At 42.3% G+C, this 25,269-nt stretch carries 26 protein-coding genes and 1 other RNA gene; 7 read left to right on the forward strand and 20 right to left on the reverse strand.

Features of this window, described 5'->3' with window-relative positions:
* Positions 1-8: 8 nt before the first annotated feature.
* Together ACZ5C4_RS10210 and ACZ5C4_RS10215 are read right to left on the reverse strand one after the other, a co-directional pair.
* On the reverse strand, positions 9-983 hold the full coding sequence (locus tag ACZ5C4_RS10210) for a DUF8189 domain-containing protein (protein ID WP_464520898.1): 975 nt from the start codon (positions 981-983) through the stop codon (positions 9-11).
* A 17-nt stretch (positions 984-1,000) separates the two neighbouring features.
* The gene (locus ACZ5C4_RS10215; RefSeq protein WP_464520899.1) at positions 1,001-1,951 is read right to left on the reverse strand and encodes an aldo/keto reductase; all 951 of its coding nucleotides are present in this window, start codon (positions 1,949-1,951) and stop codon (positions 1,001-1,003) included.
* Between the two features lie 210 nt (positions 1,952-2,161).
* Between ACZ5C4_RS10215 and ACZ5C4_RS10220 the strand changes: the two genes are divergently transcribed.
* Positions 2,162-3,004, forward strand: coding sequence for an AraC family transcriptional regulator (locus ACZ5C4_RS10220; RefSeq protein WP_464520900.1), 843 nt, complete (start codon positions 2,162-2,164; stop codon positions 3,002-3,004).
* 159 nt (positions 3,005-3,163) lie between these two features.
* On the opposite strand, the gene ACZ5C4_RS10225 is transcribed toward ACZ5C4_RS10220, so the two are convergent.
* The 3 genes from ACZ5C4_RS10225 to ACZ5C4_RS10235 are packed head-to-tail and all read right to left on the reverse strand — an operon-like array spanning position 3,164 to position 6,450.
* On the reverse strand, positions 3,164-3,988 hold the full coding sequence (locus ACZ5C4_RS10225; RefSeq protein WP_464520901.1) for a DUF6612 family protein: 825 nt from the start codon (positions 3,986-3,988) through the stop codon (positions 3,164-3,166).
* Between the two features lie 13 nt (positions 3,989-4,001).
* Positions 4,002-5,306: an ATP-binding protein gene (locus ACZ5C4_RS10230; protein WP_464520902.1), complete on the reverse strand. Its 1,305-nt coding sequence runs from the start codon at positions 5,304-5,306 to the stop codon at positions 4,002-4,004.
* 13 nt (positions 5,307-5,319) lie between these two features.
* A complete protein-coding gene (locus ACZ5C4_RS10235; RefSeq protein ID WP_464520903.1) occupies positions 5,320-6,450 on the reverse strand; it encodes a bifunctional chorismate mutase/prephenate dehydratase in 1,131 nt (376 codons plus the stop codon).
* Between the two features lie 85 nt (positions 6,451-6,535).
* On the opposite strand from ACZ5C4_RS10235, the gene ACZ5C4_RS10240 reads away from it, so the two are divergent.
* The 5 genes from ACZ5C4_RS10240 to ACZ5C4_RS10260 all read left to right on the forward strand — a co-directional run bounded on the left by ACZ5C4_RS10240 (position 6,536) and on the right by ACZ5C4_RS10260 (position 9,481).
* Positions 6,536-6,913 (forward strand): putative ABC transporter permease, encoded by a 378-nt coding sequence (locus tag ACZ5C4_RS10240; RefSeq protein ID WP_464520904.1) that lies wholly within the window; start codon positions 6,536-6,538, stop codon positions 6,911-6,913.
* Positions 6,914-7,024: 111 nt separating this feature from the next.
* Positions 7,025-7,561 carry a nitroreductase family protein gene (locus ACZ5C4_RS10245; protein WP_464520905.1) on the forward strand — a complete coding sequence of 179 codons (537 nt, stop codon included), beginning with the start codon at positions 7,025-7,027 and terminating at the stop codon, positions 7,559-7,561.
* A 172-nt stretch (positions 7,562-7,733) separates the two neighbouring features.
* On the forward strand, positions 7,734-8,654 hold the full coding sequence (pyrB, locus tag ACZ5C4_RS10250; RefSeq protein ID WP_464520906.1) for an aspartate carbamoyltransferase: 921 nt from the start codon (positions 7,734-7,736) through the stop codon (positions 8,652-8,654).
* Between the two features lie 55 nt (positions 8,655-8,709).
* Positions 8,710-9,147 carry an aspartate carbamoyltransferase regulatory subunit gene (locus tag ACZ5C4_RS10255; protein ID WP_186874352.1) on the forward strand — a complete coding sequence of 146 codons (438 nt, stop codon included), beginning with the start codon at positions 8,710-8,712 and terminating at the stop codon, positions 9,145-9,147.
* Between the two features lie 19 nt (positions 9,148-9,166).
* Positions 9,167-9,481, forward strand: a complete 315-nt coding sequence (locus ACZ5C4_RS10260) for an MGMT family protein (protein ID WP_464520907.1) — start codon at positions 9,167-9,169, stop codon at positions 9,479-9,481.
* 66 nt (positions 9,482-9,547) lie between these two features.
* On the opposite strand, the gene rnpB is transcribed toward ACZ5C4_RS10260, so the two are convergent.
* The 11 genes from rnpB to ACZ5C4_RS10315 form a co-directional block, all read right to left on the reverse strand.
* An RNA gene (gene rnpB / locus ACZ5C4_RS10265) (RNase P RNA component class A) lies at positions 9,548-9,920 on the reverse strand.
* 86 nt (positions 9,921-10,006) lie between these two features.
* Positions 10,007-10,480 (reverse strand): ribonuclease HI, encoded by a 474-nt coding sequence (rnhA, locus tag ACZ5C4_RS10270; RefSeq protein WP_464520908.1) that lies wholly within the window; start codon positions 10,478-10,480, stop codon positions 10,007-10,009.
* 79 nt (positions 10,481-10,559) lie between these two features.
* A complete protein-coding gene (locus tag ACZ5C4_RS10275) occupies positions 10,560-11,246 on the reverse strand; it encodes an MBL fold metallo-hydrolase (protein ID WP_464520909.1) in 687 nt (228 codons plus the stop codon).
* Positions 11,243-11,707 (reverse strand): molybdopterin-binding protein, encoded by a 465-nt coding sequence (locus ACZ5C4_RS10280; protein ID WP_186874347.1) that lies wholly within the window; start codon positions 11,705-11,707, stop codon positions 11,243-11,245. Before ACZ5C4_RS10280 ends, ACZ5C4_RS10275 begins: the two co-directional genes overlap by 4 nt.
* A 45-nt stretch (positions 11,708-11,752) precedes the next feature.
* Positions 11,753-13,039, reverse strand: coding sequence for an amidohydrolase (locus tag ACZ5C4_RS10285; RefSeq protein ID WP_464520910.1), 1,287 nt, complete (start codon positions 13,037-13,039; stop codon positions 11,753-11,755).
* A 1-nt stretch (position 13,040) separates the two neighbouring features.
* Positions 13,041-13,877: a purine-nucleoside phosphorylase gene (locus ACZ5C4_RS10290; RefSeq protein WP_464520911.1), complete on the reverse strand. Its 837-nt coding sequence runs from the start codon at positions 13,875-13,877 to the stop codon at positions 13,041-13,043.
* Positions 13,878-13,993: 116 nt separating this feature from the next.
* A complete protein-coding gene (spoIVA, locus tag ACZ5C4_RS10295) occupies positions 13,994-15,466 on the reverse strand; it encodes a stage IV sporulation protein A (RefSeq protein ID WP_464520912.1) in 1,473 nt (490 codons plus the stop codon).
* Between the two features lie 79 nt (positions 15,467-15,545).
* On the reverse strand, positions 15,546-16,559 hold the full coding sequence (locus ACZ5C4_RS10300) for an NAD(P)H-dependent glycerol-3-phosphate dehydrogenase (RefSeq protein ID WP_464520913.1): 1,014 nt from the start codon (positions 16,557-16,559) through the stop codon (positions 15,546-15,548).
* Between the two features lie 5 nt (positions 16,560-16,564).
* The gene (plsY, locus tag ACZ5C4_RS10305) at positions 16,565-17,200 is read right to left on the reverse strand and encodes a glycerol-3-phosphate 1-O-acyltransferase PlsY (protein WP_186874342.1); all 636 of its coding nucleotides are present in this window, start codon (positions 17,198-17,200) and stop codon (positions 16,565-16,567) included.
* Positions 17,201-17,204: 4 nt separating this feature from the next.
* On the reverse strand, positions 17,205-18,533 hold the full coding sequence (der, locus tag ACZ5C4_RS10310) for a ribosome biogenesis GTPase Der (protein WP_464520914.1): 1,329 nt from the start codon (positions 18,531-18,533) through the stop codon (positions 17,205-17,207).
* A 66-nt stretch (positions 18,534-18,599) separates the two neighbouring features.
* Positions 18,600-19,970 (reverse strand): DUF512 domain-containing protein, encoded by a 1,371-nt coding sequence (locus ACZ5C4_RS10315; RefSeq protein WP_464522332.1) that lies wholly within the window; start codon positions 19,968-19,970, stop codon positions 18,600-18,602.
* 199 nt (positions 19,971-20,169) lie between these two features.
* Between ACZ5C4_RS10315 and ACZ5C4_RS10320 the strand changes: the two genes are divergently transcribed.
* Positions 20,170-21,348, forward strand: a complete 1,179-nt coding sequence (locus ACZ5C4_RS10320; protein ID WP_464520915.1) for a ribose-phosphate pyrophosphokinase — start codon at positions 20,170-20,172, stop codon at positions 21,346-21,348.
* 420 nt (positions 21,349-21,768) lie between these two features.
* On the opposite strand, the gene ACZ5C4_RS10325 is transcribed toward ACZ5C4_RS10320, so the two are convergent.
* From ACZ5C4_RS10325 to ftsY, 4 genes are all read right to left on the reverse strand, one after another.
* A complete protein-coding gene (locus ACZ5C4_RS10325) occupies positions 21,769-22,389 on the reverse strand; it encodes a zinc-ribbon domain-containing protein (RefSeq protein ID WP_464520916.1) in 621 nt (206 codons plus the stop codon).
* A 180-nt stretch (positions 22,390-22,569) separates the two neighbouring features.
* Positions 22,570-23,049 carry a DUF1653 domain-containing protein gene (locus tag ACZ5C4_RS10330; protein ID WP_464520917.1) on the reverse strand — a complete coding sequence of 160 codons (480 nt, stop codon included), beginning with the start codon at positions 23,047-23,049 and terminating at the stop codon, positions 22,570-22,572.
* Between the two features lie 39 nt (positions 23,050-23,088).
* Positions 23,089-24,303: a threonine ammonia-lyase gene (gene ilvA, locus ACZ5C4_RS10335; RefSeq protein WP_464520918.1), complete on the reverse strand. Its 1,215-nt coding sequence runs from the start codon at positions 24,301-24,303 to the stop codon at positions 23,089-23,091.
* Positions 24,304-24,306: 3 nt separating this feature from the next.
* Entirely contained in the window at positions 24,307-25,248 is a 942-nt protein-coding gene (gene ftsY / locus ACZ5C4_RS10340; RefSeq protein WP_464520919.1) for a signal recognition particle-docking protein FtsY, read from the reverse strand.
* Positions 25,249-25,269: the final 21 nt, after the last annotated feature.

Here is a 25,269-nt window from a genome sequence, read left to right on the forward strand (position 1 = left end):
AACACCTCCTATTTTGTTATATAAAGATAACGGTCTTTTCCTATTACTGCATAAAATTCTCCGCCTAAGGAATCATTCGCAGATTCTATTTTCTCCGCCTTAATAAAATGTTTTCTATCCGTTTCCCACCTCCCTTTTCTGACATACTCTATAATATTGCCATCATAGCATACTGAAATCACTCTTACATTTCCATTTTTATCCATTACAGGTGCTATATCTCTACATGCTTCTACCTGCAGTATCTCCCATCCTTCCCATGTGTCCATTTCCTTTCCCTGTTTACAGGTTAAAAGTTTTCCATCTGTTTCAATCAAAAAAATACGAATCGTCCCATCTTTTTCCTGAATACTTTTCATTTTTTCTGCTTTGTACTGCTTTAACACCTGCCATTCTCCCCATAGTCCATCGTCATGGTGTCTCCTTGTCAAAATAGACTTCTCTTCATTTATCAAAAATATTTCAGGAAATCCTTCCTTATTATTTGTCACCGTAATTGCTGTTCCATACTGCCCTTCCAACGCCTGCCATTGGGACCAATTCCCCTTTTTATCCGTCCACTGATGCCATAATCGGCCTGCAAAATCTAATCGAAATAACTCTATACCCCCGTTACATCTTGCACATACCTCCATCGTCTCTCCGACAAGTTCACCTGACTCATTCCAGCAAATCTTCTTTCTCCTCTCCCCCTCTTCTAACCATCCGTTTAGACTCTCGCCGTGTATTCCTATAGCGAACACACCTATCCTTCCGTCTCTTTTGTATAACGCTGCATAGATTCCCCGTTCGATATCCACTTGTTTTTCTCCGTATTCCTCGATTACGTTCCACTCACCCATTTGTCCTTCTTCTATTTCTTCATTCCACAAAAGCTCTCCTGTCTTGCTACGCACAAACAAACATAATCTACCATCTTTTGTATGTGTCATTCCTAACCTGCCAAGAGGTTGAATTTCCTGTCTCTTCAATTCTATACTCATTTTTCTTCCCTCCTAATTTACCATGCATATGCTTCAGGAGCCTGTCCTCCAGGTCCTGGGAAAATATCGTTTAACTGTTTCAACACCATCTCATCCAGGCTGATTTCCACTGCGCGTAATGCACTGTAAAGTTGCTCTACAGTTCTAGGTCCTATAATAGGAGCTGTAATTGCCGGATTGTTAAGAATCCATGCTAAAGAAACTGTATCCTCTGCTTCTCCTAGTTCTCTGCACAATTTTTGGAATCTTTCTAGCCTATACAGAACTTTTTGTTCTATAATTCTCTTATTTTTTCCGTTTCGTGAAAGCAGCCCTCCATTTAATGGACTCCATGCCATCATTCCCATTCCATGCGCAGCCACGCTTGGAATTACTTCTAATTCCGGAGTCCGACACATAAGATTATATTTATGCTGTTCACAGACTAATCCAAACATATTCATTTTTTCTGCTTCTTTTTGTATATCCGCAACATTCCACCCTGCAAAATTACTTGAAGCAATATAATCAATGTCTCCTCGTTGTATCATTCCATGGAATGTTGGAAGTACTTCACTCCATAAAACACTTCTGTCTATATGATGCATATAATAAATTTCTACGTGATCTGTCTGTAATCTTCTAAGAGAATCCGTAAAATGCCGCCTTATCTTATATGCAGACAATCCAGCTTCTTCATTTGGCCCATTTCTTTTCATCGCCTCATATACTTTTGTAGACAATATGACTTTTTCTCTTCTTTTATCCCCCTTCATAAACCATCTTCCAATAATCTCTTCGGATATTCCCTCCCGATTTATGCTCTTGCCATAATTATTGGCAGTGTCAAAATGATTAATCCCCATTTCTACAGCCGCGTCCATAATTCGAAAAGCTTCTTTTTCCTCTATACTACTTCCGAAATTCATCGTTCCGAGTACAAGCCTACTGATCCATAAGCCTGAACGTCCTAACTTTTTGTATTCCATATTCTCTTCCTGTTCATCCTTTCCTCATAATAATTACTTATAGATAATTATAGGCTTTCTATTTCTAGAAACCATTACCATAAGGCTACCGTTTATGATGGAATGTCTCTACTTTACATTTTCTCTATATTGCAATTCGATTTTTAATGAACTATAATCAAAATAATATGTGTGGTGTCACTTAATATTTTTAAGTAAGGGAGAGGTTTTATGGCTAAAAATTCCATCCTAAATGATGGGGCAGATAACAAAAAAAATACCGATTTAGAATTGTATTATTTTGGCACACAGCAGTGCAAACCGAATGAATCCTGGGGACCAGGAATCAAAAATCAGTATAAACTTCACTATGTCCACAGTGGAAAAGGTTATTTACATGCAAATCAGAAAGAATACACAATCATGGCAGGCCAGCTTTTTGCCTGCTATCCAAATGATGTCGTATACTATAAAGCAGACGCACAGACTCCCTGGAGATATTCCTGGGTCGCTTTTGATGGATTAAACTCAGAATTTTATTTTGAGCGCGCTGGTTTCACGAAAACAAATCTGGTGATCGATTGTCCCAATTGTACGCTCATTGAGAATGCATACAACGAAATACTGGCAACCCAAAAATCTGCTGAAAATAAGGACTTGAACTATATGGGCTATCTATACCTTATTCTGGCTTCCATTGTCGATAAATCACCGAGAGTAACGGATACAAGTAATTCTAAAAGATATGTCAAAGAAGCGTTAAAATACATTAAAAAGAACTACTCACAGGCAATCACAATTACAGATATTTCCGCCAATCTATCTTTAGACAGAAAATATTTTTCTAAAATATTTAAACATGAACTTCAAATGACTCCAAATGAATACCTAATTCATTACCGCCTTACGCGCGCCTGTGAGCTCATGGAAACTACCAGCCTTACAATCGCTGAAATTGCCGCTACTGTCGGTTATGACAATCAATTTTCGTTTTCCAGGGTATTTAAAAAATACAAAAAATTATCCCCCAGCGATTATAGAAAGCAGCTTGTTTCTACTTGTAAAAATGCTTGATCGCCTATATTTGTTTTTGTCAGACAGCTAGAACTTTTGTGATAAGAAAAAGGAACGTTTCCGCATAACGCAAAATCTTACATAAGATTGCGTCTCTGCTTAAAAACGTTCCTTTTTTACAGTTTTCTTACAAAACAGGCTTTATTCCACACATATATTTTACTCTGCCGCTTCTTTTACCTCCTGTGGCACCTGTATCTGCGGCACTTTCCCATAATCTCTGAATATAAGCTCTATTGTAAAATCGCTTACATTTTTCCCCTCTCCATAGGAATCATACAGGTTTTCTACTGCCTCTTTCATATCTACAATCATTCGCGCCGGAAGCATCTCTTCTTTGTAGACGTCAAAAATCACCGGAATTTTCATATTTTCCACTGTATCCATTTCCGGAAGTTCCAAAAGTCCAAATGCATAAATCATTTCTTCGCCCAAAAAATCTGTCAATTCCTTGCATGGAATATCCCCATACATCTGATAACACTCTTTTCCCTCCACTTCTACTGTTTCTTCCGACAAGTGGAATGCTTCCATAGGTTCCTTGGCAGATTGAAAAAAGTTTTCATTCACTCCGATTTGGGAGGAAGCGCCTGCCGTTTCTTTTGTCCACTCATCATAGATACTGCTGTAGGTCACATGCTCGTTTCCCTCTGTCACCTGGTAAATCTCCATATCACTGGCAACTTCCGTCCCTTTTACATTTACCTTTGCAGTCCCTTTCGCATGCCCTGCCCGCGGGGAGGCGGTTGACTCCATCTCCATCTCCATGGATACCCCCATACTGTCCACCACTTCATCTACCTGGAAATCTAATTTTACAGTATTGGCAAAGGACTTTTCCTTCTCCATATTCTTAGCCGCATTGTCCACCAGCTTTTTCGATGTCACCTGGCTGCACCCTGTCAAGCATACTAGACATACACCGATTAAAGCAACGTACTTTCCTGCCAAAGCAATGCGCCTTTTCTTTTTTATTTGCTCCATAACACTCTCTTTTCTAAGCTTCCGGCAATTTTTGACCAAGCAGATAGTCAATAAACTGCTGGGCCGTTCTTCCAGACATTCCCCCGTGAGATAATTCCCACTTGTTTGCCTCCAGAAGAAGTTTTTCCTCCGGCATGGAGATTTCGTTTACTTTTGCCAGTTCTTTTACAATCTGCTGAAATTCCTTTTTATCTGGAGAGCCGAAATAAATCGTCACACCGAATCTCGCCACCAGAGACAGCTTTTCCTGTACCGTATCATTGGTATGAAGCTCTTCGTCCCTGTCTGCTTTGTCTTTAAAGGTCTCCCGCACAAGATGCCTGCGGTTGGAGGTTGCATAAATCAGAACATTTTGGGGCTTTCTCTCCAGTCCGCCTTCAATCACTGCTTTCAGATATTTATATTCCGTTTCAAATTCTTCAAAGGAAAGATCATCCATATAAATAATAAACTTATAATTCCTGTTTTTAATCTGTGCAATAACATCATTTAAGTCTTTAAACTGGTGTTTATAGACTTCAATCATCCGAAGCCCTTGATCGTAGTACTGATTTAAAATCGCCTTAATAGAAGAAGATTTTCCTGTACCTGCATCCCCATACAGCAGGCAATTATTTGCCCGCCGTCCTTCCACAAACGCCTCTGTATTGTCCTTAAGCTTCTTCTTTGCGATCTCATAACCGACCAAATCATCCAAATGTACATGAGCAATGTTGGTAATTGGAACAATCTGCGCTGTGCTCCCTTCGGGGTGTTCTACCCGAAAGGCTTTGTGAAGCCCCAGCTTTCCTACGCCGAATTCTTTATAAAATTGTGTCATTTTTTTCTTAAATGCTTCTATAGATGCAGCTTCTCCAAGTGCTTTACTTAAGTCACAAATCCTGTCCCGGATACGGCGGTTAAAAATCTTTCCGGCATTTTTACCATTCTCATAAGAAAATAAAACAGACAAGCAAGGCGCCTTAAGTGTCTCTTCCATCGGCTTAAAATCATAGTCAAACAATTCCTTAAAAATGGAAAAGTCATGCTCTGCAATTGTATTGATGCTCCCTTTTGCCTCTCCTACAATCTCGCAGGATGTACTGTAGGCATTCTCATCGTTTGCCAGCAGAAAGGTAAGATAAGCATGCCACAGATTTCCTTCAAATCCATGACTTGTGGAAAGCTCCAAAATTTCATTCATACATTCAAACAAAAGAGCTCTCAAATCTTCCCGATTGTAATACTCGCTGGCATAATTCTCCATCAAAAAAGCCATATCCTTTAAGACTTTTCCATAGTCCATATTTTTATATAGCATCAGTTCGTTGATTCTCATTTTACATCCTCTTTTAATAATTCCCAAGTATCTTTAAATTCCTGGCTTCTTCTCTAAGTCCTCGTATTGCATTTTTTACAGCCGGTTCTGCCATATTTCCTTCAAAATCCACGAAAAACCGGTATTCCCAGTTTCTTCCTTCTATCGGACGAGATTCAATCTTCGTCATGCTCAAATCATTGTATATAAAATGGGAAAGAATCCTGTAAAGGGAGCCACTTTCATGGGGCAGTTCAAAGCAGATGCTAATCTTATCCGCTTCTTTTAAAAATATTTTCTGGTTTGTCACCACAATAAAACGAGTTGAGTTATTCGGTTCGTTGTTTATCTCATCTACCAGGACAGACAATCCGTATACTTTTGCCGCATAAGCGCTGCACACAGCCGCCTGTGTTTTATCCTGATCCTCTAATATTTTCTTTGCCGCAACGGCTGTATTGACAACACTGATCTGCTGCCAGTGCGCCTGCTCATCCAGAAAGCGGGAAGTCTGCATCAGTGCTTCTGCCTTAGAATAGACTCTCTGAATGTCTGAAATATCAGCTCCCGGCAGTCCCGACAGTGTATTCGTAATTGAAATGATCGTCTCCGCCACAATATAATTTTCAAACTCGTCCAGCAGATCATACATCTCATTGACCGCACCCGCTGATGAATTTTCAATTGGCAGTACCGCATAGTCTGCAGCGCCCTCTTCAATCGCCTCCATTGCATCCCGAAATGTACGCACATGAAAGCTATTTACATTTTCTCCGAAATATGCCTGCATTGCCGCCTGTCCATAGGCGCCCTCCACACCTTGAAACACCACTCTGGCCGATTCTTTTTCCAGAGAATCTACCTGGATAAACGGCAGCTTTCCAAGAGCCCCCGCCTCTACTAACTGCTGGTACTGCAGCTTCCTACTCATAGACATGAGCTGTTGATACAGCTCCTGAATTCCTTTTTTATTAAATTCTCCAGATACCTTAGACGCTACATCCAAAAGTTTATTTTTTTCTCTTGTCCGGTCAAATACCTTCCGACCAGACTGAATCTTGTATTCTCCTACTTTGCTGCACACTTCCATCCGTTTTTCATACAGCTTTGCCATCTGATCATCTATTTCATCCAACTGTTTTCTTAATTCTTCAAGTTCCGCCATCTTTTCTTCTCCTTTTGCAAAAACTAAATCACATTATAATACATTTCAAGCATAAAATCTACGTTTTCTGCTCATACTTTTTCCTATGAAGAACAAATTTATTTTATGCGGCACCCTCGGCTGGTGCATGGAAATCCTGTTCACAGGATTGCATTCCTTAAAAAACAAAGAACATACGCTTACCGCACGCACCTCCATCTGGATGTTTCCGATTTATGGCATGGCCTGCCTCCTAACCCCAGCCTGCCGTCTCTTAAAAGGAAAGAGTCCCCTCCTGCGCGGAAGTATTTATACCTGCTGCATTTTTGCCGGAGAATATATCACAGGCAGTATTTTAAAAAGACACCGTGCCTGCCCCTGGGACTACACAGATGCACGTTTTAATATAAATGGCGTGATTCGTTTTGACTATGCTCCGCTATGGTTTGGAGCAGGTCTTATTTTTGAAAAATTCCTGTCATAAAACTTAAAAATTTCCGGTTGAAAATCCTTTATAGATAGTATATCATTAGAGGAAGGAAATTTTGCACAGGCTTTTTTGTGCCTTGTGCCAGCAGACAGGGAGGTTACATATATGAATATTACGCAATGCATTAAAACCCGAAGAAGTATTCGTAAATATAAGCCGGATTTAATTGAACATTCCATTATTGATTCTATTATTTCAGCAGCTTCTTATTCCCCTTCTTGGAAAAATACCCAAATTACTCGTTATATTGCAATTGAAGATGCTTCTCTTCGAAAACAGATTGCAGACAATTATACCCCTCCATACAATTCCCAAATTATCAGCCAGGCTCCTATGCTTATCGCATTGACCTTTTTAAAGGGACGCTGCGGTTTCGAACGCGACGGCTCTTATTCCACTAAAAAAGAAGACCGCTGGCAGATGTTTGACGTAGGAATATGTGCACAGACTTTCTGTCTTGCTGCAAAAGAGCAAGGATTGGGGACTGTTATTATGGGGATTTTTGATGAAGACGGAATTTCCCATCTTCTTCACATACCAGAAGATCAGGAACTGGCCGCTTTAATCGCAGTCGGTTATCCGGCGATAGAACCGGAAGCGCCCCGACGCAAAGCTGTAGAAGAACTACTGGAATACAGATAAAAAAGAATGTGCAAAGCACATTCTCGCGCCGAAGCGCGGCTGTGTCAGCAGCCATTTTCCACTTACGCGCAGTGCGCATCCCCCCAGAGGGTTTTATTGTATAGGAAACGAAGTTTCCTATACAATAAGAATATACGCCGTTTACCGGCAGTAATAGGAGGATATTTTATTTATGAGACATTTGATGAGCCCACTCGATTTTTCTGTGGAGGAACTGGACAAACTGTTGAATCTCGCCCAGGATATTGAAAAACACCCTGAAAAATATGCACATGCCTGTGCCGGGAAAAAGCTTGCAACCCTCTTCTATGAGCCAAGTACCCGCACCAGATTAAGCCATGAGGCTGCCATGTTGAATCTGGGAGGAAGTATCATGGGATTTTCTTCTGCTGACTCTAGTTCAGCGGCAAAAGGAGAAAGCGTATCCGATACAATCCGAACGATCTCCTGTTATGCAGATATTTGTGCTATGCGTCATCCAAAAGAGGGCGCCCCTATGGTAGCAAGCCAGCACTCCTCTATCCCTGTTATCAATGCTGGGGACGGAGGACACCAGCATCCTACACAGACACTGACAGATCTTCTGACGATTTTAAATGTAAAAGGCAGGCTGGACAATATGACTATCGGTCTGTGCGGTGATTTAAAATTCGGTCGTACCGTACATTCTCTTATTCACGCCCTGGTTCGTTATCCAGGCATCCGTTTCATCCTGATCTCTCCAGAAGAACTGCGCCTGCCCGGATATATGCGCTATGATGTGCTGGATAAGCTTGGGATTCCATATGAAGAGGTTGTACGGTTAGAAGAAGCTATGCCGGAACTCGACATACTCTATATGACCAGGGTTCAAAGGGAACGTTTCTTCAATGAAGAAGACTATGTCCGTATGAAAGACTTCTACATATTGGATAAAAAGAAAATGCTTCTGGCGCCTTCCGATATGTATGTGCTTCACCCACTTCCTCGTGTGAACGAAATCAGTGTGGAGGTTGATGAGGATCCAAGGGCAGCTTATTTCAGGCAGGTGCAGTACGGCGTCTATGTGCGCATGGCTCTGATTCTTACCCTGCTTGATATCCATGTCGATTGACAAGGCGCGCATCATATCATTGTTGTATGAAATATAATAAGAGGAGGCAGATTCTATGGTAAAAAACACTTTGAATGTAGGACGTATTTCCGAGGGGTTCGTGCTTGACCACATTGAAGCAGGAAAAAGTATGGAAATTTATAAATATTTGCACTTAGATAAGTTGGACTGCTGTGTTGCAATTATTAAAAATGCGAAAAGTACAAAAATGGGAAAAAAAGACATTATTAAGATTGAGTGCCCCATTGACTTTATGGATTTAGATATTCTTGGCTTTATCGATCATAATATCACAGTAAATATTATTGAGAATGAGCAGATTGTTTCAAAAAAAGAGCTTCGGCTTCCAAAAGAAATCACCAATGTAATCCGCTGTAAAAATCCGCGGTGCATCACTTCTATCGAACAGGGACTCGATCACGTTTTTGTTCTCACAGATGAAGAAAAACAGACTTATCGCTGTAAATACTGTGAAGAAAAATACAGTTTATAATTCTTAGCAGGTAGCTTATATGGGAACAAAGCGTATTTTACAGGAAGCTTTGATTTATGAGATTCTCTCGGTAGTCGAAGAAATCCCTGAGGGAAACGTCGCTACTTACGGACAGATCGCCGGACTTATCGGCAGGGAGAAAAATGCAAGGCTTGTCGGCAAAGTGCTTAGTATGGCAGAATACTATGGAACATATCCCTGCCATCGGGTTGTAAACCATGCCGGAAGACTGGCTCCAGGCTGGTTTGAGCAAGGTATACTGTTAAAAGAAGAAGGGGTTCCCATGAAGGACAGTACACATGTGGATTTAAAAAAATGCCAGTGGGATCCGTAAAATGTATTTTATTAAAATAACCCTGGAAACGCAGTATCTGCATACTCCAGGGTTTATTTTTGTTTACGGTTAAGCAAGACGATAAGCCGGGTTATGTCGTTGGACAATCATCTATCTAGACCTAGCGTCGCCGCTAGGTTCAAGCGACTTACCTGAGGCGTGACGGGCAGCCACATAGCCTGCGTTTAGTCTTGCTTCGGATGGGGTTTACATGTGCCCTTCCCGTTACCGGCAAGGCGGTAGTCTCTTACACTGCCTTTCCACCCTTACCTATCAACTCTTAAGGCATTCGCCTAAGAGGCATTGACAGGCGGTTTATTTCTGTTGCACTTTCCTTGGAGTCACCTCCACCGGACGTTATCCGGCATCCTGCCCTGTGAAGCCCGGACTTTCCTCGTCTGCTGCTTTCGCAGACAGCCGCGATTGTCTGTCTTACTTAACACAGTTTTAAATTATACTATAACTGCCTGTAAATGTCCAGTCATCCTCTATGTCTTCTGCCGGAAGCCCGCTTTCTTTTCTGCTTTATACGCCTTCGTCCACTATCAGCTCCGTCCCGTCTGCTGCTGTTGTTGCCAATGTATCGCACCGTTCATTCTGCGGATGTCCGTCATGCCCTTTCACCCAGCAAAAGCGCACCTTGTGTTTTTCTTTTGCAGCTAATAACCGCTTCCATAGATCTACATTTTTCACTGGTTCATTTTTTCCACGCTTCCAGCCTTTTTTCAGCCAGCCATCCACCCAGTGTTGATTAAAAGCGTCAACCACATATTTCGAATCAGAATACACCTCCACCTCACAAGGCCGGTTTAGAGCCTCTAACCCTGCAATCACTGCCATCAGCTCCATGCGGTTATTCGTTGTGCGGACATATCCCTGGGACAGCTCTTTTTTATGCAGTTCCCCCTTTGTATCCACATATTCTAACACGGTGCCATACCCTCCTGGCCCGTCCGGATTTCCTCTGGCCGCGCCGTCCGTATATATTTTCACTAGCATATTTTTCTTCTCCTCTTCTTAACGTCGGTGTACAAGGGGCGTGTTGCCCCTTGTACACCGACGTTATTCTCTTCCGAAATCATTCCAGTAAAAAGGTCTGCCCTTCCTTTTCTATATTCTGTATTCTTTCCAGGTATTCTTTTGTACAGTGTTCCAGAGCCAGCCTGGAAAAAATATCATATTTTTCCCAGAAGTGCATGGGAAATACCACTTTTGTTTCTATTCTCTTCATAAAACAGTCCAGACCTAAACAGTACTGCTCCCCTAGTCTTGGATCCACCGGCACAAATGCAACATCTATCTTTTCCTTCTGCAATTTATTGATCTCATGCTGATAATTTCTTCGCATCTGCGTATTATATTCTTTTGTCTCCCCCTCCCAGTGCCACCAATTCAGATCTCCTGCATGATACACTGTCTTTCCCGCATAGTGAATCAGAAAAGCCACCCCTGCGTCTGTAGAACGCAGTGTCTCAATCCGCAGCTTTCCAATCCTCCTATGCTCTCCTGGCCCCATAAAAATAACATTCTCTTTTTCCTCTGCCGGTATATCCGAAGAAAGAATATACTGAATGTCCGGGTGCATATCCTGAAATGAAAAAATTTCCTTCCTGAAATGATCGTAATGCGCATGGCTTGCGAATACATACCATTCTTTTTCTCTATCTATTTTAGGAAGTTCTCCTTTATAATAATCAAATAAAAAATATGCTTCCTCCATCTCGACAAGGAAACCGCTGTGTGCCAAATATGTTACCTTCATCATACCTGCATCGTCTCCACTACTTGTACTAGTTCTGGCAAAATATATTCCAGCCCTTCTTTCGCCGCCTTCGCGCTGTCTGGAAGATTCACAATCAATGTCTTATTCCTGATTCCCGCGGCGCTGCGATCCAATATCACTTTCTTTGTATACCTAAGCGTATATGCCCGCACCGCTTCTGGTATACCTGGAAGAAGTCTGTCCGCTGATGCCATCAATGCATCCGGCGCACAGTCCTTCTCCCTGTAACCACATGCTCCTGTTGTCAAAATCAGATCCACTGCCTTTGTATCTGCAAGTCTGCAAAAAACAGAAGCTGCTATCGCCTTCTCCTGGGGAAGAACCCCCGCCGCTTTCACTTCGAATCCTACTTGCACAAGCATCCGTTTTAATACGGCTGCTGCCGGACTTTCTTCTTTTGCCTTATACATCCCTGTATCTAACGTAAATATTGCTGCTTTCATCCTTCGTACCCCTTTCGATTTTATTGTACTCTCCTTAAGATTGTTTTACTCCTGCTCTTTTAGAATCCGCCTGACTGTCTTTTCAGCCTCTTTATAAATTTCTTCTTTGGAAGAATCCAGATAAAACTCCCCATTCTGATACAGTACTTTTCCTGCTATCATTGTCATCTTTACATTCTGCTTGCTTCCACTGTACACCAGATTTTTCTCGATATGGTGTAATGGCTGCATATTCGGCTGTTCCAAGTCAATTAAAATCAAATCTGCCTTTTTGCCCACACGCAATGTATCACACTCGGCAAGACCCATCGCATGTGCTCCATTTACGGTCGCCATCTTAAGAACCTCCATTGCAGGCACTGCCTCTGGATCATCATATAACACCTTCTGAAGTCCTGTCACCAGAAACATCTCCCGAAACATGTCCAGACAGTTGTTGCTCGCCGGACCATCTGTTCCAATCGCAATCGGGATTCCCATATCCAGATACTTCTTTACCGGTGCGATCCCACTGGCAAGCTTTAAATTAGATGCTGGATTTGTCACAATGTACAGACCCTTTTTCTTCACCACCTCAAAATCTGCTTCTTCCATATGCACTCCATGAAAAAGACCGCCGCCATGTTCAAACAATCCCAGTGTATCCATATATACAGGCGGGGTCATGCCTGTTCGTTTTTTGCAATCCTCCACCTCTTGCTTTGTCTCTGAACAATGAACGTAGACTGGAGCAGCATACTTCTTGGAAAGTGCCGCAATCCCCTCCATCTTTTCTCTGGAAGTCGTATACTCTGCATGAAACCCAAGCTGATAAGAGATAAGCTTCGACTTGTCCTTGTTATATGTAAGATAATCTTCCTCTACTTCCTCAACTGTCCCGCCAAAGTCATTGATACTTTCGCAGAATACATTCCGAAAGCCCGTATCAATCGCTGCACGTGCGCCGTCCTTCCGATACATATACATATCAAATATAGAAGTGATTCCACTCGTCAGATACTCCAGAATGGCAAGTTTCGTAAGCCAATATACATCTTCTCCCGTAAGCTTGGCCTCTGCCGGAAAAACCCTTGTATGCAGCCACTCATTCAGCTTCATGTCATCTGCATAGGAGCGAAGAAACGTCATCGCAGAATGTGTATGCGCATTTTTAAATCCCGGCATCAAAAGATTTTGCTTCCCGTCAATTTCCAGATCCCATTTTCTTTTGGCTGTTTCTTTTGGCTGTCCGACACAGATAATTGTATCGTCCTCAATCCAAACTTCTCCTTCTGCAATTTTTCCTCCTTCTTCCATTGTCAAAATTCGTACATTATATATTCTTGTATTCATCCTAGTCTTCTCCCCTGTGTATCTTTAAAATACTCTTTGTTACAAGCCGTTCAAATTCTTTTGCCCGCTTATCTGCCACAGCCTGTACATCCAGGTGGCTCAACTCTTCTTTTGAAATGCCGCTTGCCATATTAGAGATACAGGACACCGCGCACACACGGATATTCGCATGCCGCGCCGCCACTGCTTCACATGCTGTACTCATCCCTACAGCGTCTGCACCGACGGCGGCAAACATTTTAATCTCAGCCGGACTTTCAAAATTCGGCCCGCTGGTCTGTACATACACTCCCTTTTGAATGGAAATTCCTTCTTCTGCTGCTGTCCTGCTTATAATATTTTGCAGTCTTTTATCATAGATTTGCGTCATATCCGGAAAACGTTCCCCCAGCTCCTCTATGTTTTCCCCTATCAGCGGAGACGGAACAAAACTGGAAATCTGATCTGTAATTATCATAAAGTCTCCCGTCTGAAAGTTCGGATTGATCCCGCCTGCAGCATTCGTCAGAAACAGAACCTCTATTCCCATCATTTTCATCAGACGTACAGGCAGAACCACATCCTCCATCGCATATCCTTCATAGTAATGTACCCTTCCTTTCATCACCATTGCCGGAACATTCCCGATATAACCAAGCAGAAATTTCCCATCATGCCCTTGTACTGTAGAAACCGGAAAATCTGGAATATGTCCGTATGGAATTTCACATACAACCTCCATATTTTTCGCATATCCGCCAAGTCCGGACCCCAGTATCAACCCAATCTTTGGCTTAAAGTCTGTAATTGTTCTGCAGTATTCATAACAGCGCTTTATCCGTCCATATTGCCTGCTCATGTATTTTCACTCCTTTTTCTTGTCTTTTGCGTTTTTTATTTTTTCGTATCCCGCCATGTAAGTATTGTACTACATAATCTCCATTTTCACCACAGAAGTTTTTGTCATACCTTCTCTTATATGATAATACATACCAGTCCGCCGTTACTGTCATTGACAATTTTCTGCATAGAATCCTGCAGTTTTACCTGGCTTTCTTCATTAATTGTTGTAATCTTATTTCTCATTCCGTCCATAACCAGTTCCTCTATAGACTTTCCGAAAATATTCGTTCCCCATATTCCCTGCGGCGTCTCGCTCTCTGTCTTGATATACTCCACCAAATCCTCTGCCTGTTTTTCATTTCCGACGATCGGTGCAATCTCTGTCTCTATAACCGCACGTATCATATGAATGGACGGAGCCTCAGAACGGATTTTCACCCCATACTTGCTGCCTTGTTTAATAATGACTGGTTCATCCAGTGTAATATCTTCCTTTTTAGGACTTACCACTCCATATCCCTTCATCTTCACATCTGCAAAGGCATCTTTGATCTGCGTATATTCCGCTTTCATAGCTGACAATTCTTTCATCGCCGCGATCAGTTCGTATTCCCCTTTGATCTGCGCGCCTGTCAGTTCACTGAGTACTTCATAATAATACTGTTCTTTGAAATCAATCCGTACTTGAACACATCCCGTATCCATCGCCACTTTTTCTACCGCAGCCTTCTCTATGTATTCGCTCTCCGGAAGCTCTGGAACATGCAACGCACTTCTTATGTCTTCCATACCCTGCATAAGCGCCCGCACATTTTCCAATAAATCCTTCTTAATTTTATGCTCTCTAGAAAGCATTTCTACCCATTTGGGAATATAAAATTCCACTTCTGAAATAGGAAATTCATAGAGTACCTGTCGCATAATATCGTGAATATCCTCTGCTTTAAGCTGTTCACAGTTTACCGCTACCACAGACACTCCATATTTCTGACTGAGTTCCTCTTTTAATTCCTTTGCTTCCTGGGTGTAGGGTTTTAAACAGTTCAATAAAATCAGAAATGGTTTTCCAATGCTTTTTAATTCTCTGACTGTTTTTTCTTCTGCATCTACATAATTTTCTCTTGGAATCTCTCCAATACTGCCATCTGTCGTCACGACAAATCCGATTGTTGCATGATCATGGATTACCTTCTGCGTACCGATTGCCGCTGCCTTGGTAAATGGAATTTCATATTCAAACCAAGGAGTCTTTACCTGCCGTTCTTCTCCATTTTCTGTATGTCCAGATGCGCCGTCTACCATATAACCTACACAGTCAATCAGTCGGATTTTCACCTGTACGTCCTCCGTAAGCCCCACCAAAGCCGCTTCCTTTGGCACAAACTTTGGCTCTGTTGTCATAATCGTCGCCCCAGATGCCGACTGCGGCAATTCGTCCTGTGTCCTTTCCTTTGCATGTTCATCTGTCATATTGGGGAGCACTAAAAGATCCATAAATCTTTTTATAAAGGTAGACTTGCCTGTCCGCACCGGCCCAACCACCCCAATATAGATTTCACCGTTTGTTCTTGCCTTCATATCCTTGTATACCTGAAATGATTCCATAGAAATACCCCCTTGTTCTGCTGATAACAATCTATGCTTCCAAGGGGGTAATTATTCTGCTTTTTTCTATTTCCTGGTTCTAGTTTTCCCAGGGCAACTGTTCATTTTCACTCTTCGATGCACGCTGCATCAATTCATCTACTGCCTGCGCAGGGGCTTTTCCTTCAAACAGTACAGCATTGACCTGCTCTACAATCGGCATAGATACATCATATTGCAGGGCAAGCTGTTTTGCTGCCTTTGCAGAATACACTCCTTCTACAACCATTTTCACCTCATCCATTGCTTCCTGCATGGACTTGCCCTGTCCAATCAAGTATCCTGCCTTTCTGTTTCTGCTGTGCACACTGGCGCAGGTTACAATCAAATCTCCAATCCCTGTCAGACCTGTAAAGCTTTCAATCTTTCCGCCCATCTTAACACCCAGTCTCGCTATCTCCGCAATTCCTCTTGTAATAAGCGCTGCCTTTGTATTGTCTCCATATCCCAGCCCGTCTGCTATTCCGGCGGCAAGTGCAATGACATTTTTTAGGGCCCCTCCCAATTCAATTCCCAGAATATCCGGACTTATATATACACGGAATACTTTACTGATGAACATAGACTGTAGAAAAATTGCTGTCTGTTTGGATTTTGCCCCTATCACACATGTAGTTGGAAGCTTTCTTCCCACTTCCTCTGCATGGCTGGGCCCAGACAAGACTGCCACATCCGCCTGCGGAATTTCCTGTTCAATCTGCTGGGAGAGCGTCATCAGAGTAGTTTCTTCAATTCCTTTCGCCACATCTACAACAATCTGTCCTTCTTTTACATAAGGACACATCTTCTTCGCCGTAGCTCTGGTAAACGGCGAAGGAACCGCTAGTACAAGAAAGTCTTTATCCACAATCCCTTCTTCTAAGCTGTCTGTAATCACCATACTCTCTGGGAGCTTTACTCCCGGAAGCTTCGCCGTATGCTCTCGTTTCGTCTGAAGCATCTTGACTTCTTCCTTGTCGATAGACCAGATTGTCACCTGGTGTCCATTGTCACTTAAAAGTATGGATAGAGCAGTTCCCCAGCTGCCTGCCCCTAGTATTCCAACATTTGCCATTGCCCTTACTCCTTCTTCTTTGAACCAAATTTATTTTCTGTTCCTGCCATCAGTCTTTTGATATTGTCCTTATGTCTGTACCATGCAAGGCAGGTCAACGCAAACAGCAGTATGTACAGCTCATATAAATAGGCCGCCTTCATCTCAAAACAGCCCAGTTGTCCGCAGACTACTACCTCCAAAAAGAACATAGAATACGCCAGAAGTGACCCCAGCGATATGTATCTTGTAAAAATCACCGCTATTAAAAACGCAGCCAACGGAATCGGAGCCATCCAAATTTTCGTTGAAATCACAAGCCCAGCCAGAACTGCAATTCCTTTCCCTCCTTTGAATTTCAGATAGAATGGGAAATTGTGTCCCAATGTCGTTCCTGCTCCTGCATACATTGCCAAAAGCGGCAGCCATTGGCTCCCATCATAAATATAGCGCACAATCAAAATTGCAATCACACATTTTAGCACATCTCCTGCAAAGGTCATAAGCCCTGCTTTCCACCCCATGACTCGCAGCGCATTTGTAGAGCCGGCGTTCCCACTCCCCTTCTGTCGAATATCAATATGGTTCATCTTTCCCACCAGATAGCCTGTCTGGAAAAGTCCGCATACATAACCGATTGCAAGACAAATTAACCGTTCCATACTCTTACTGCTCCTTTTCCTTTCTTTCCCTGATGAAGAACTTCAAGGAAGTCCCCTTAAATCCGAACGCTTCCCTGATTTTATTTTCCAAATATCTTGTATAGGAAAAATGCATCAGTTCCTTGTCATTGACAAAAATAACAAACGTCGGCGGTTTTACTGAAACCTGCGTAATATAATACAGCTTCAAGCGTTTTCCCTTATCAGAAGGCGGCTGCTGCATTGCTACCGCTTCTGTCATAATCTCATTGAGTACACCGGTTGCAATCCGAAGCGTTTGATTTTGAATTACCATATCAATCATATCATACAACCTATTCAGGCGCTGTCCTGTCTTTGCAGAAATATACAAAATCTCCGCATATGAAAGATAGGATAAAACCTGTCTCACCTGAGCCTCAAATTCCCGCATCGTTCTGTCATTCTTTTCTATCGCATCCCACTTATTGACAACAATGATCATTCCCTTTCCTCTTTCGTGGGCAATCCCTGCAATCTTTGCGTCCTGTTCTGTCACTCCTTCTGTAGCGTCAATCACCATGACCACTATGTCTGCTCGCTCCACCGCAGTAACCGTACGGATAATACTGTACCTCTCCAGTTCTTCTTTGATCTTATTCTTACGGCGCAGCCCCGCAGTGTCAATAAAAATATATTCTTTTCCGTCATGCGTTACTTCTGTATCAATCGCATCGCGTGTCGTTCCTGCAATATCTGAAACAATCACTCGAGATTCTCCTAAAAGCTTATTGATGATCGAGGATTTTCCTACATTGGGCTTTCCTACAATTGCAATACGCGGCCTGTCATCTTCCTCCTCTTCCTTCATGCTTTCTGGAAAATGCGCAATTACCTCATCCAGCATGTCCCCAAGTCCTAAGCGCGACGCAGCGGAAACCGGAATCGGATCTCCAATGCCCAAATTATAAAATTCATATACATCCGGCATATACTTTTCAAAATGATCGACTTTATTGACAACAAGCAGAACCGGTTTGCCGGAACGCCGCAGCATGTCTGCTACCTTCGAGTCTGCATCCACAACTCCCTGCTTCACATCTGTAATAAAGACAATCACATCTGCCGTATCGATCGCGATCTGTGCCTGTTCCCGCATCTGTGAGAGAATAATATCTTTGCTGTCTGGTTCAATTCCCCCTGTATCTATCATGGTAAATTCCCAATCCAACCAGGAAACGTTTGCATAAATTCTGTCTCTTGTAACACCAGGCGTATCCTTTACGATAGAAATTTTTTCTCCTGCCAGGGTATTAAATAATGTAGATTTTCCTACATTCGGTCTCCCTACAATCGCAACTACTGGTTTACTCATAATTATTTACTACCTTCCTAATTTTCTATACATTCTCTAATACTTTATTCCTGTTCCTTATACTTTTTATATGCCAAGAACTGCATCCAGCAGATCCTGCCCGCTTGATTTTACAATATCTACCGGAACTTGTAAAGTCTCTGCCACCTCTTCTACTGTAAAATCATCCAGAAATGTGTTTTCCTCTGCACGCAGCATATTACATGGGAGCAGTAACCTATCGCCTAATTCTCTGCCCTTTAACTGTGCCGTCAGATCCTGTCCGGTTATCAGTCCGGACACTGTAATGCGCTCTCCAAAAAAGTCATTGCGGATTGGATAGACATGCACCCTCACCCCCGGGAATTTTTCTTTCACCTGCCCCATCATCTCTTTCAGATAAGGCGCCGCCAGTTTCCCTGTCGCAAGAGAAAGCTCTCTCTTTCTTGTGTCTCCCTTTATCTGTGAAATGCCCTCCGCAAATTCATTCAATAAAAGCCTTATCATTCCGACTCCATTTTCTAGTTGGGGATACCCGTCATAACGTTCTTCCGCCGGAAGCCCCTCCCCTGCGAGAAGATACCATTCATCTCCTGCATGAATAAAATGCCTTCCATATTCGGCAAACACTTTGTCCTGCCATCTGTGAATGATGTCCAGTACCTGCTTTGCATCTTCTTTTTCAAAAGGCTGCAGCGGATAGAGATTATCTCTGTACTTCGTAAGACCTACAGGAACAACAGACACACTCTGAAGCTGCGGCAAATACCCTGTCAAGTCCTGAATTGTCCGTTCCAATTCCTTCCCATCATTGATGCCTTTACACAAAACGATCTGTCCATTCATCTCAATGCCGCCCTGATAAAGAATATCTACTTTTTTCAATGCATCCCCTGCAAACCGATTATGCAGCATTTTGCATCGAAGCTCTGGGTTTGTCGTATGAAAAGAAATATTAACCGGCTCCAAACGGTATTTGACAATTCTTTCCACATCCCGATCATCCATATTGGTAAGTGTGATGTAGTTTCCCTGCAAAAAGGAAAGCCTCGCATCATCATCCTTAAAATACAGTGTCTCTCTCATTCCCCTCGGCATCTGATCGATAAAACAGAACATACATTTATTTCTGCAGGAACGATATTCATCCATCAGGCTTTGTTCAAACTCAATCCCCAGCTCCTCTTCCTCTTCCTTCTCAATCTCTAATTCCCACTGCTCTCCATCTGTTTTTTCAATCAAAAGAAAAATATGTTCTTCTCCTGCAAGGAAATGATAATCAAATACATCTATAATCTCTTTTCCATCTATTGAAATCAGTTTATCTCCCGGCTCTATCCCCATTTCCTCGGCAATACTTCCCGGACGGATATTCTTTACTATATGTTCATGCCTTTTCCTGTTCAATTTCCATAACCCTTTCTTGGCGTTTATTAAGCTTCTGCTTTCCGATCGCATCCTATTTTTCAAACGATTGTTCCAGACTTCTGCTCTCTTAAAGGACTGCACCGTACTGTAACCAGTATAACATAATTCCCTCTCTCGGCAAAGCTATGCTTGAATTTCCAGGTAAAAAATGATATAACCATATATGTAAAATATCTAAATTATCATCAAATCTCATCAAAAGAAAACAAATCAATCATAGGAGAATACCATGCCAAATATCGAATTATTAGAAAAAACACTTCCAGTTGCCCCTTTAAAAATTGTTGCAATGGAAAGCTGTAAAGTACTTGGTCAGAAAGTAAATGACTACATTGTCTCTTTCCGGCAAAATACTATCAACGAAGTAACTGAATCCCCTCTGTATGTCAACTACAAATCTAACAATTATCTTGTCGACTGCTGCTGTCCGCGTTTTGGGACAGGGGAAGCAAAAGGAATGCTAAAAGAAACCATCCGCGGTACAGATTTATTTATTATGACAGATGTATGTAACTATAGTCTGACTTACACAGTGAACGGACATTTAAACCATATGTCTCCAGACGACCATTTCCAGGATTTAAAAAGGGTTATCTCTGCCGCAAATGGTAAAGCCAGACGCATCAATGTGATTATGCCATTTATGTATGAAAGCCGCCAGCATAAACGTACAAAACGGGAATCTTTGGACTGTGCGATTGCATTGGAAGAACTGACTGCAATGGGTGTAACGAATATTATTACATTTGACGCCCACGATCCACGTGTACAAAATGCAATTCCACTGAAGGGCTTCGACAGCTTTAATCCACCTTATCAGTTTATGAAAGCGCTCTTTCGCGATGTCCCAGATCTCATCGCTGATAAAGATCATCTGATGATTATCAGCCCTGATGAAGGAGCTATGCACCGCGCCGTTTATTTCTCTAATGTTCTTGGCGTAGACATGGGTATGTTCTATAAGCGCCGCGATTACTCTACCGTTGTAAACGGAAAAAATCCGATTGTGGCACATGAATTTTTAGGCGACGACGTGGCGGGAAAAGATGTGTTGATCATCGATGATATGATTTCTTCGGGCGAAAGTATGCTGGATGTCGCAAAACAGTTAAAAGAACGCAAGGCCGCGCGCGTATTTGTCTGCACCACATTTGGTCTTTTTACAGACGGATTAAAAAAATTCGACGAATACTACGAAAAAGGCTATATTACAAAAGTCATCACCACCAATCTCACATACCTTCCGCCTGAATTGTATGAAAAGCCTTATTTTGTAAAGGCAGATATGAGCAAATTCCTCGCATTGATTATCGACTCCCTAAACCACGATGTCTCCATCGGTACAGTCCTGAATCCAACAGATAAAATCCATGCACTGCTGGAAAAACGTGCAAGAGGAGAAGTATAAATTTAACTGACAAAATGCATTCCTTGTCTGTTAAAAAAATTTTAATAGAAGGTACGCAAAAAACACTGTATCAGAACACAGGGCAGGACCCGCTTATCTGATACAGTGTTTTTTGCTGTCACTTCCAGTCAGAAGTTTTTCCCCCGCCATTCGGAAGGCACCTTGTTAGTTAAATTTTATAAAAAAGAAATCGACTTCACGCTGCCACGAGTTCCTAATCAGAAAATTTGTTTACTTCTGATTGGAAATGTGTAGCAGCGTGAAGCCGATTTCTTCCGCTTGGAAATATAAACTTAAGCTGGCGAAAGTGTAAGCGCAAGAGGGCGTGTGTTGCAAAAGTAAGGAATTCCGGCGAAGCCCTGACGAACGTTGCAATACACGCCCTCTTGCGCGAACCATTTCGTCAATTAACTTTATATTTCATGGATTCAGCATTGTCTGTGCTACTTTTTTGATTCCTTTCCACATTGCAAATCCCCATACGGGCGTGGAATCTAAATATTCTATATGTTTTCTGCTCAAATCTACAACTACTGGAAGTTCAAACGCAGAAAAATGTTCAGACGGTTTTTTCTTTGTATACGCCACTGCCTGAGGATTTGCCTCAGTCTGACACATTACGGCATAAATAACGATACCTTTTTGTAACCCTCTCGGCAAACCTTTATAATTATTCAGTGCGTACTGCACACAGGCCTTTGTATAATTTTCCATTACTTGATAGTCGGCAGCATCATTTTGTGAGATAAAAAAATACTGATGCATATTTACCAGCGCTGCGGACATTCTTTTTGATATGTACAGATAACTGTGAAGAGAAGATACAAATTCAGGCTGTACTTCTACTCTTGTACTCAATGTCCTTAAATATTCCTCCAGTACAGGAAAATGCGTATTTTTTCTATCTAATGTTCCCCTTAGAGATGGTTCTTCTCTTTTTACTGTCTGTGTCTCTATTGGTATATTTGTGATTTTGTTCCCACAGGATGGGCAAAACGTATATCCATCCTCCAATTTCTTTCCACAATTGCCGCAAAACATACGTATCTTCCTCCTTTTTCTGTTAAGATTATAAACTTAAGCTGGCGAAAGTGTAAGCGAGGGAGGGCGTGTGTTGCAAAAGTGAGGAATTTCGGCGAACGTTGCAATACACGCCCTCTTGCGCGAACCATTTCGTCAGCTTCCGCAGCGCCAGCTCAATTCCGCATATGCTCCATTTCGCTATCTGAGTCTTCTTCCTTCATATTTCATCTTTGTCTTTAAAAATTTTATCAAATCTTGGTATCTTTCTTCGAGTGTACCTTCATTTTCTGTGTACTCCAGGCTCTCCGCTGCTGCACTTAAGAAAGTGCTGTCCAGATTCTTTTTATTTCTCTGTAAAAACTCTGCTCTTTCCTCGTTCTCTTCAAGCTCCAGGAAGTCAAAGATCAGCGGGTTCCTCTTATTTTCTTCAGCCTCTGCTTTTATTTCTTTACAAAGCTCAAACCGGTATACCTGTGCTGCATCTGGATATTTATTTTTATCCACTATACTTAGAAACATCTCAAGCGGCCTGGCATAGATCTCTTGGTTTCCATATAATGCCTGGTATACTACCAATTCTTCTTCTGTCTCCGTATGAACAGCCGTACAAAGTACCTGATATTGCTGCCCTTTGAAATGCGTATAAATTTCTCCGTTTCGGGGTCTTTTTCTCTCCATGTTTTTCGCCTTTCTGTCTTAGAGATGTTCTTCTTCGCATTAATAAAGCTTTGCACTGATTAATTTGGGCCGAAATCCTTTTTTCTCCAAAGCATCCAGTATCTTTTTCTTATGCTCTGTTCCAAATGCTTCCATCGTAATACGCAGCTCCACTGCTGCATTACGGTTTGTACTTACAAACTGATTGTGCTCCAGCTTGATAACATTTCCTTTTGCATCTGCAATGGTCGCTGCCACGCTGACCAACTCGCCTGGTTTATCTGGCAGAAGCACAGATACAGAAAAAATTCTGTCTCTCTGGATCAGTCCATGCTGTACAATGGATGCCATTGTAATTACATCCATATTTCCCCCACTCAAAACACAAACTGCCTTTTTCCCTCTTAAATCCATCTGCTTTAATGCCGCTACAGAAAGCAGTCCTGAATTCTCTACAACCATTTTATGGTTTTCTACCATGTCCAGAAATGCTCCAATCAGTTCATCATCCTCCACAAGCAGAACATCATCTACATTTTCTTTTACATAGGGAAGAATTTTCTCACCAACAGCCTTCACTGCTGTTCCGTCGGCGATCGTATCTGCACTGTCCAGTTCCACAACCTCTCCTGCTGCCAGTGCAGCCGTCATACTTGCCGCCTCTGCCGGTTCTACTCCAATCACCTTAATCTTAGGGTTAAGCATCTTTGCAAGTACAGAAATCCCTGTCACCAGGCCTCCTCCTCCAATTGGAACGAAAATATAGTCTACTGTGGGAAGCTCCTGTACAATTTCCATTGCTATCGTTCCCTGTCCTGTTGCCACATCCAGATCATCAAACGGATGAACAAATGTATATCCGTTTTTCTCTGCAAGCTCCATTGCATATGCACAGGCATCGTCATATACATCTCCGTACAAAATCACCTCTGCCCCATAATTTTTTGTCCGGTTTACTTTGATCAGAGGCGTCACTGTAGGCATAACAATGGTCGCCTTACAGCCATATTTTTGTGCGGCATAGGCAACACCTTGCGCGTGATTTCCTGCCGATGCGGTAATCAGCCCTTTTTCTCTTTCTTCTTCGGTCAGTGTGCAGATTTTGTAGTAAGCGCCTCTTAATTTATATGCGCCTGTATGCTGCATATTTTCTGGCTTCAGATACACTTTTCCACCAGTCTGCGCACTTAAATAGTCACTGTAGACCAATTTTGTAGGGTTGGTTACCTGCTTTACGATCTCACTTGCTTCCTCAAACTTTTCCAATGTCAACATCTCTTACCCTTCTTTCTCCTCTGTCTTATAAAACAGTGCATTTACAAATTCATCCGCATCAAATTTCTGTAAATCCTCTATTCTTTCGCCAACCCCGATATATTTGACAGGGATTCCCAGCTCCGACTGAATCGCCACTGCAATACCGCCTTTGGCAGTTCCATCCATTTTTGTCAGGATTACCCCTGTAATCTCTGCCACCTCATTGAATTCTTTTGCCTGTGCGAGTGCATTCTGTCCGGTAGTCGCGTCCAGTACTACCAGTGTTTCCCTGTAAGCTTCGGGATATTCCCTCTCAATTACACGGTTGATTTTCTTTAATTCTTCCATCAGGTTCTTCTTGTTATGAAGCCTCCCCGCCGTATCACAGAGCAGTACATCTGCCTTTCGTGCCTTTGCCGCCGCAACCGCATCATACACTACAGATGCCGGATCTGCGCCTTCCTGTCCGCCAATCATCTCTGTTTCAGAACGGTTTGCCCATTCCTTTAACTGCTCCCTCGCGGCAGCACGAAATGTATCTGCCGCAGCCAGAACCACTTTTTTCCCTTGTGCATGAAGCTTCCCAGCCAGTTTTCCAATCGTTGTCGTTTTTCCCACTCCGTTTACGCCAATTACAAATACAACCGACGTCCGATTTTCAAATTCATACGCTGTTTCTCCCACATGCATCTGTTCCCGAATACTGTCAATCAAAAGTTGCCTGCACTGAACTGGTTCTTTTATATGCTCGCTGCGTACCTTTTCCCGCAGATTCTCAATAATTTCCATTGTCGTGTGTACGCCCAAGTCTCCCATAATCAGCGTCTCTTCCAGCTCCTCATAGAAATCATCATTGATTTGAGTAAAGCCATGGAAAATACTATCCATGCCGGAGACAATATTATCTCTTGTCTTGCTAAGGCCTGATACAAGTCGTTTAAAAAACCCCTGTTTTTCTTCCATCTTTTTTCCCTTTCTTAGTCA

It is taken from the genome of Mediterraneibacter flintii, assembly GCF_055387595.1.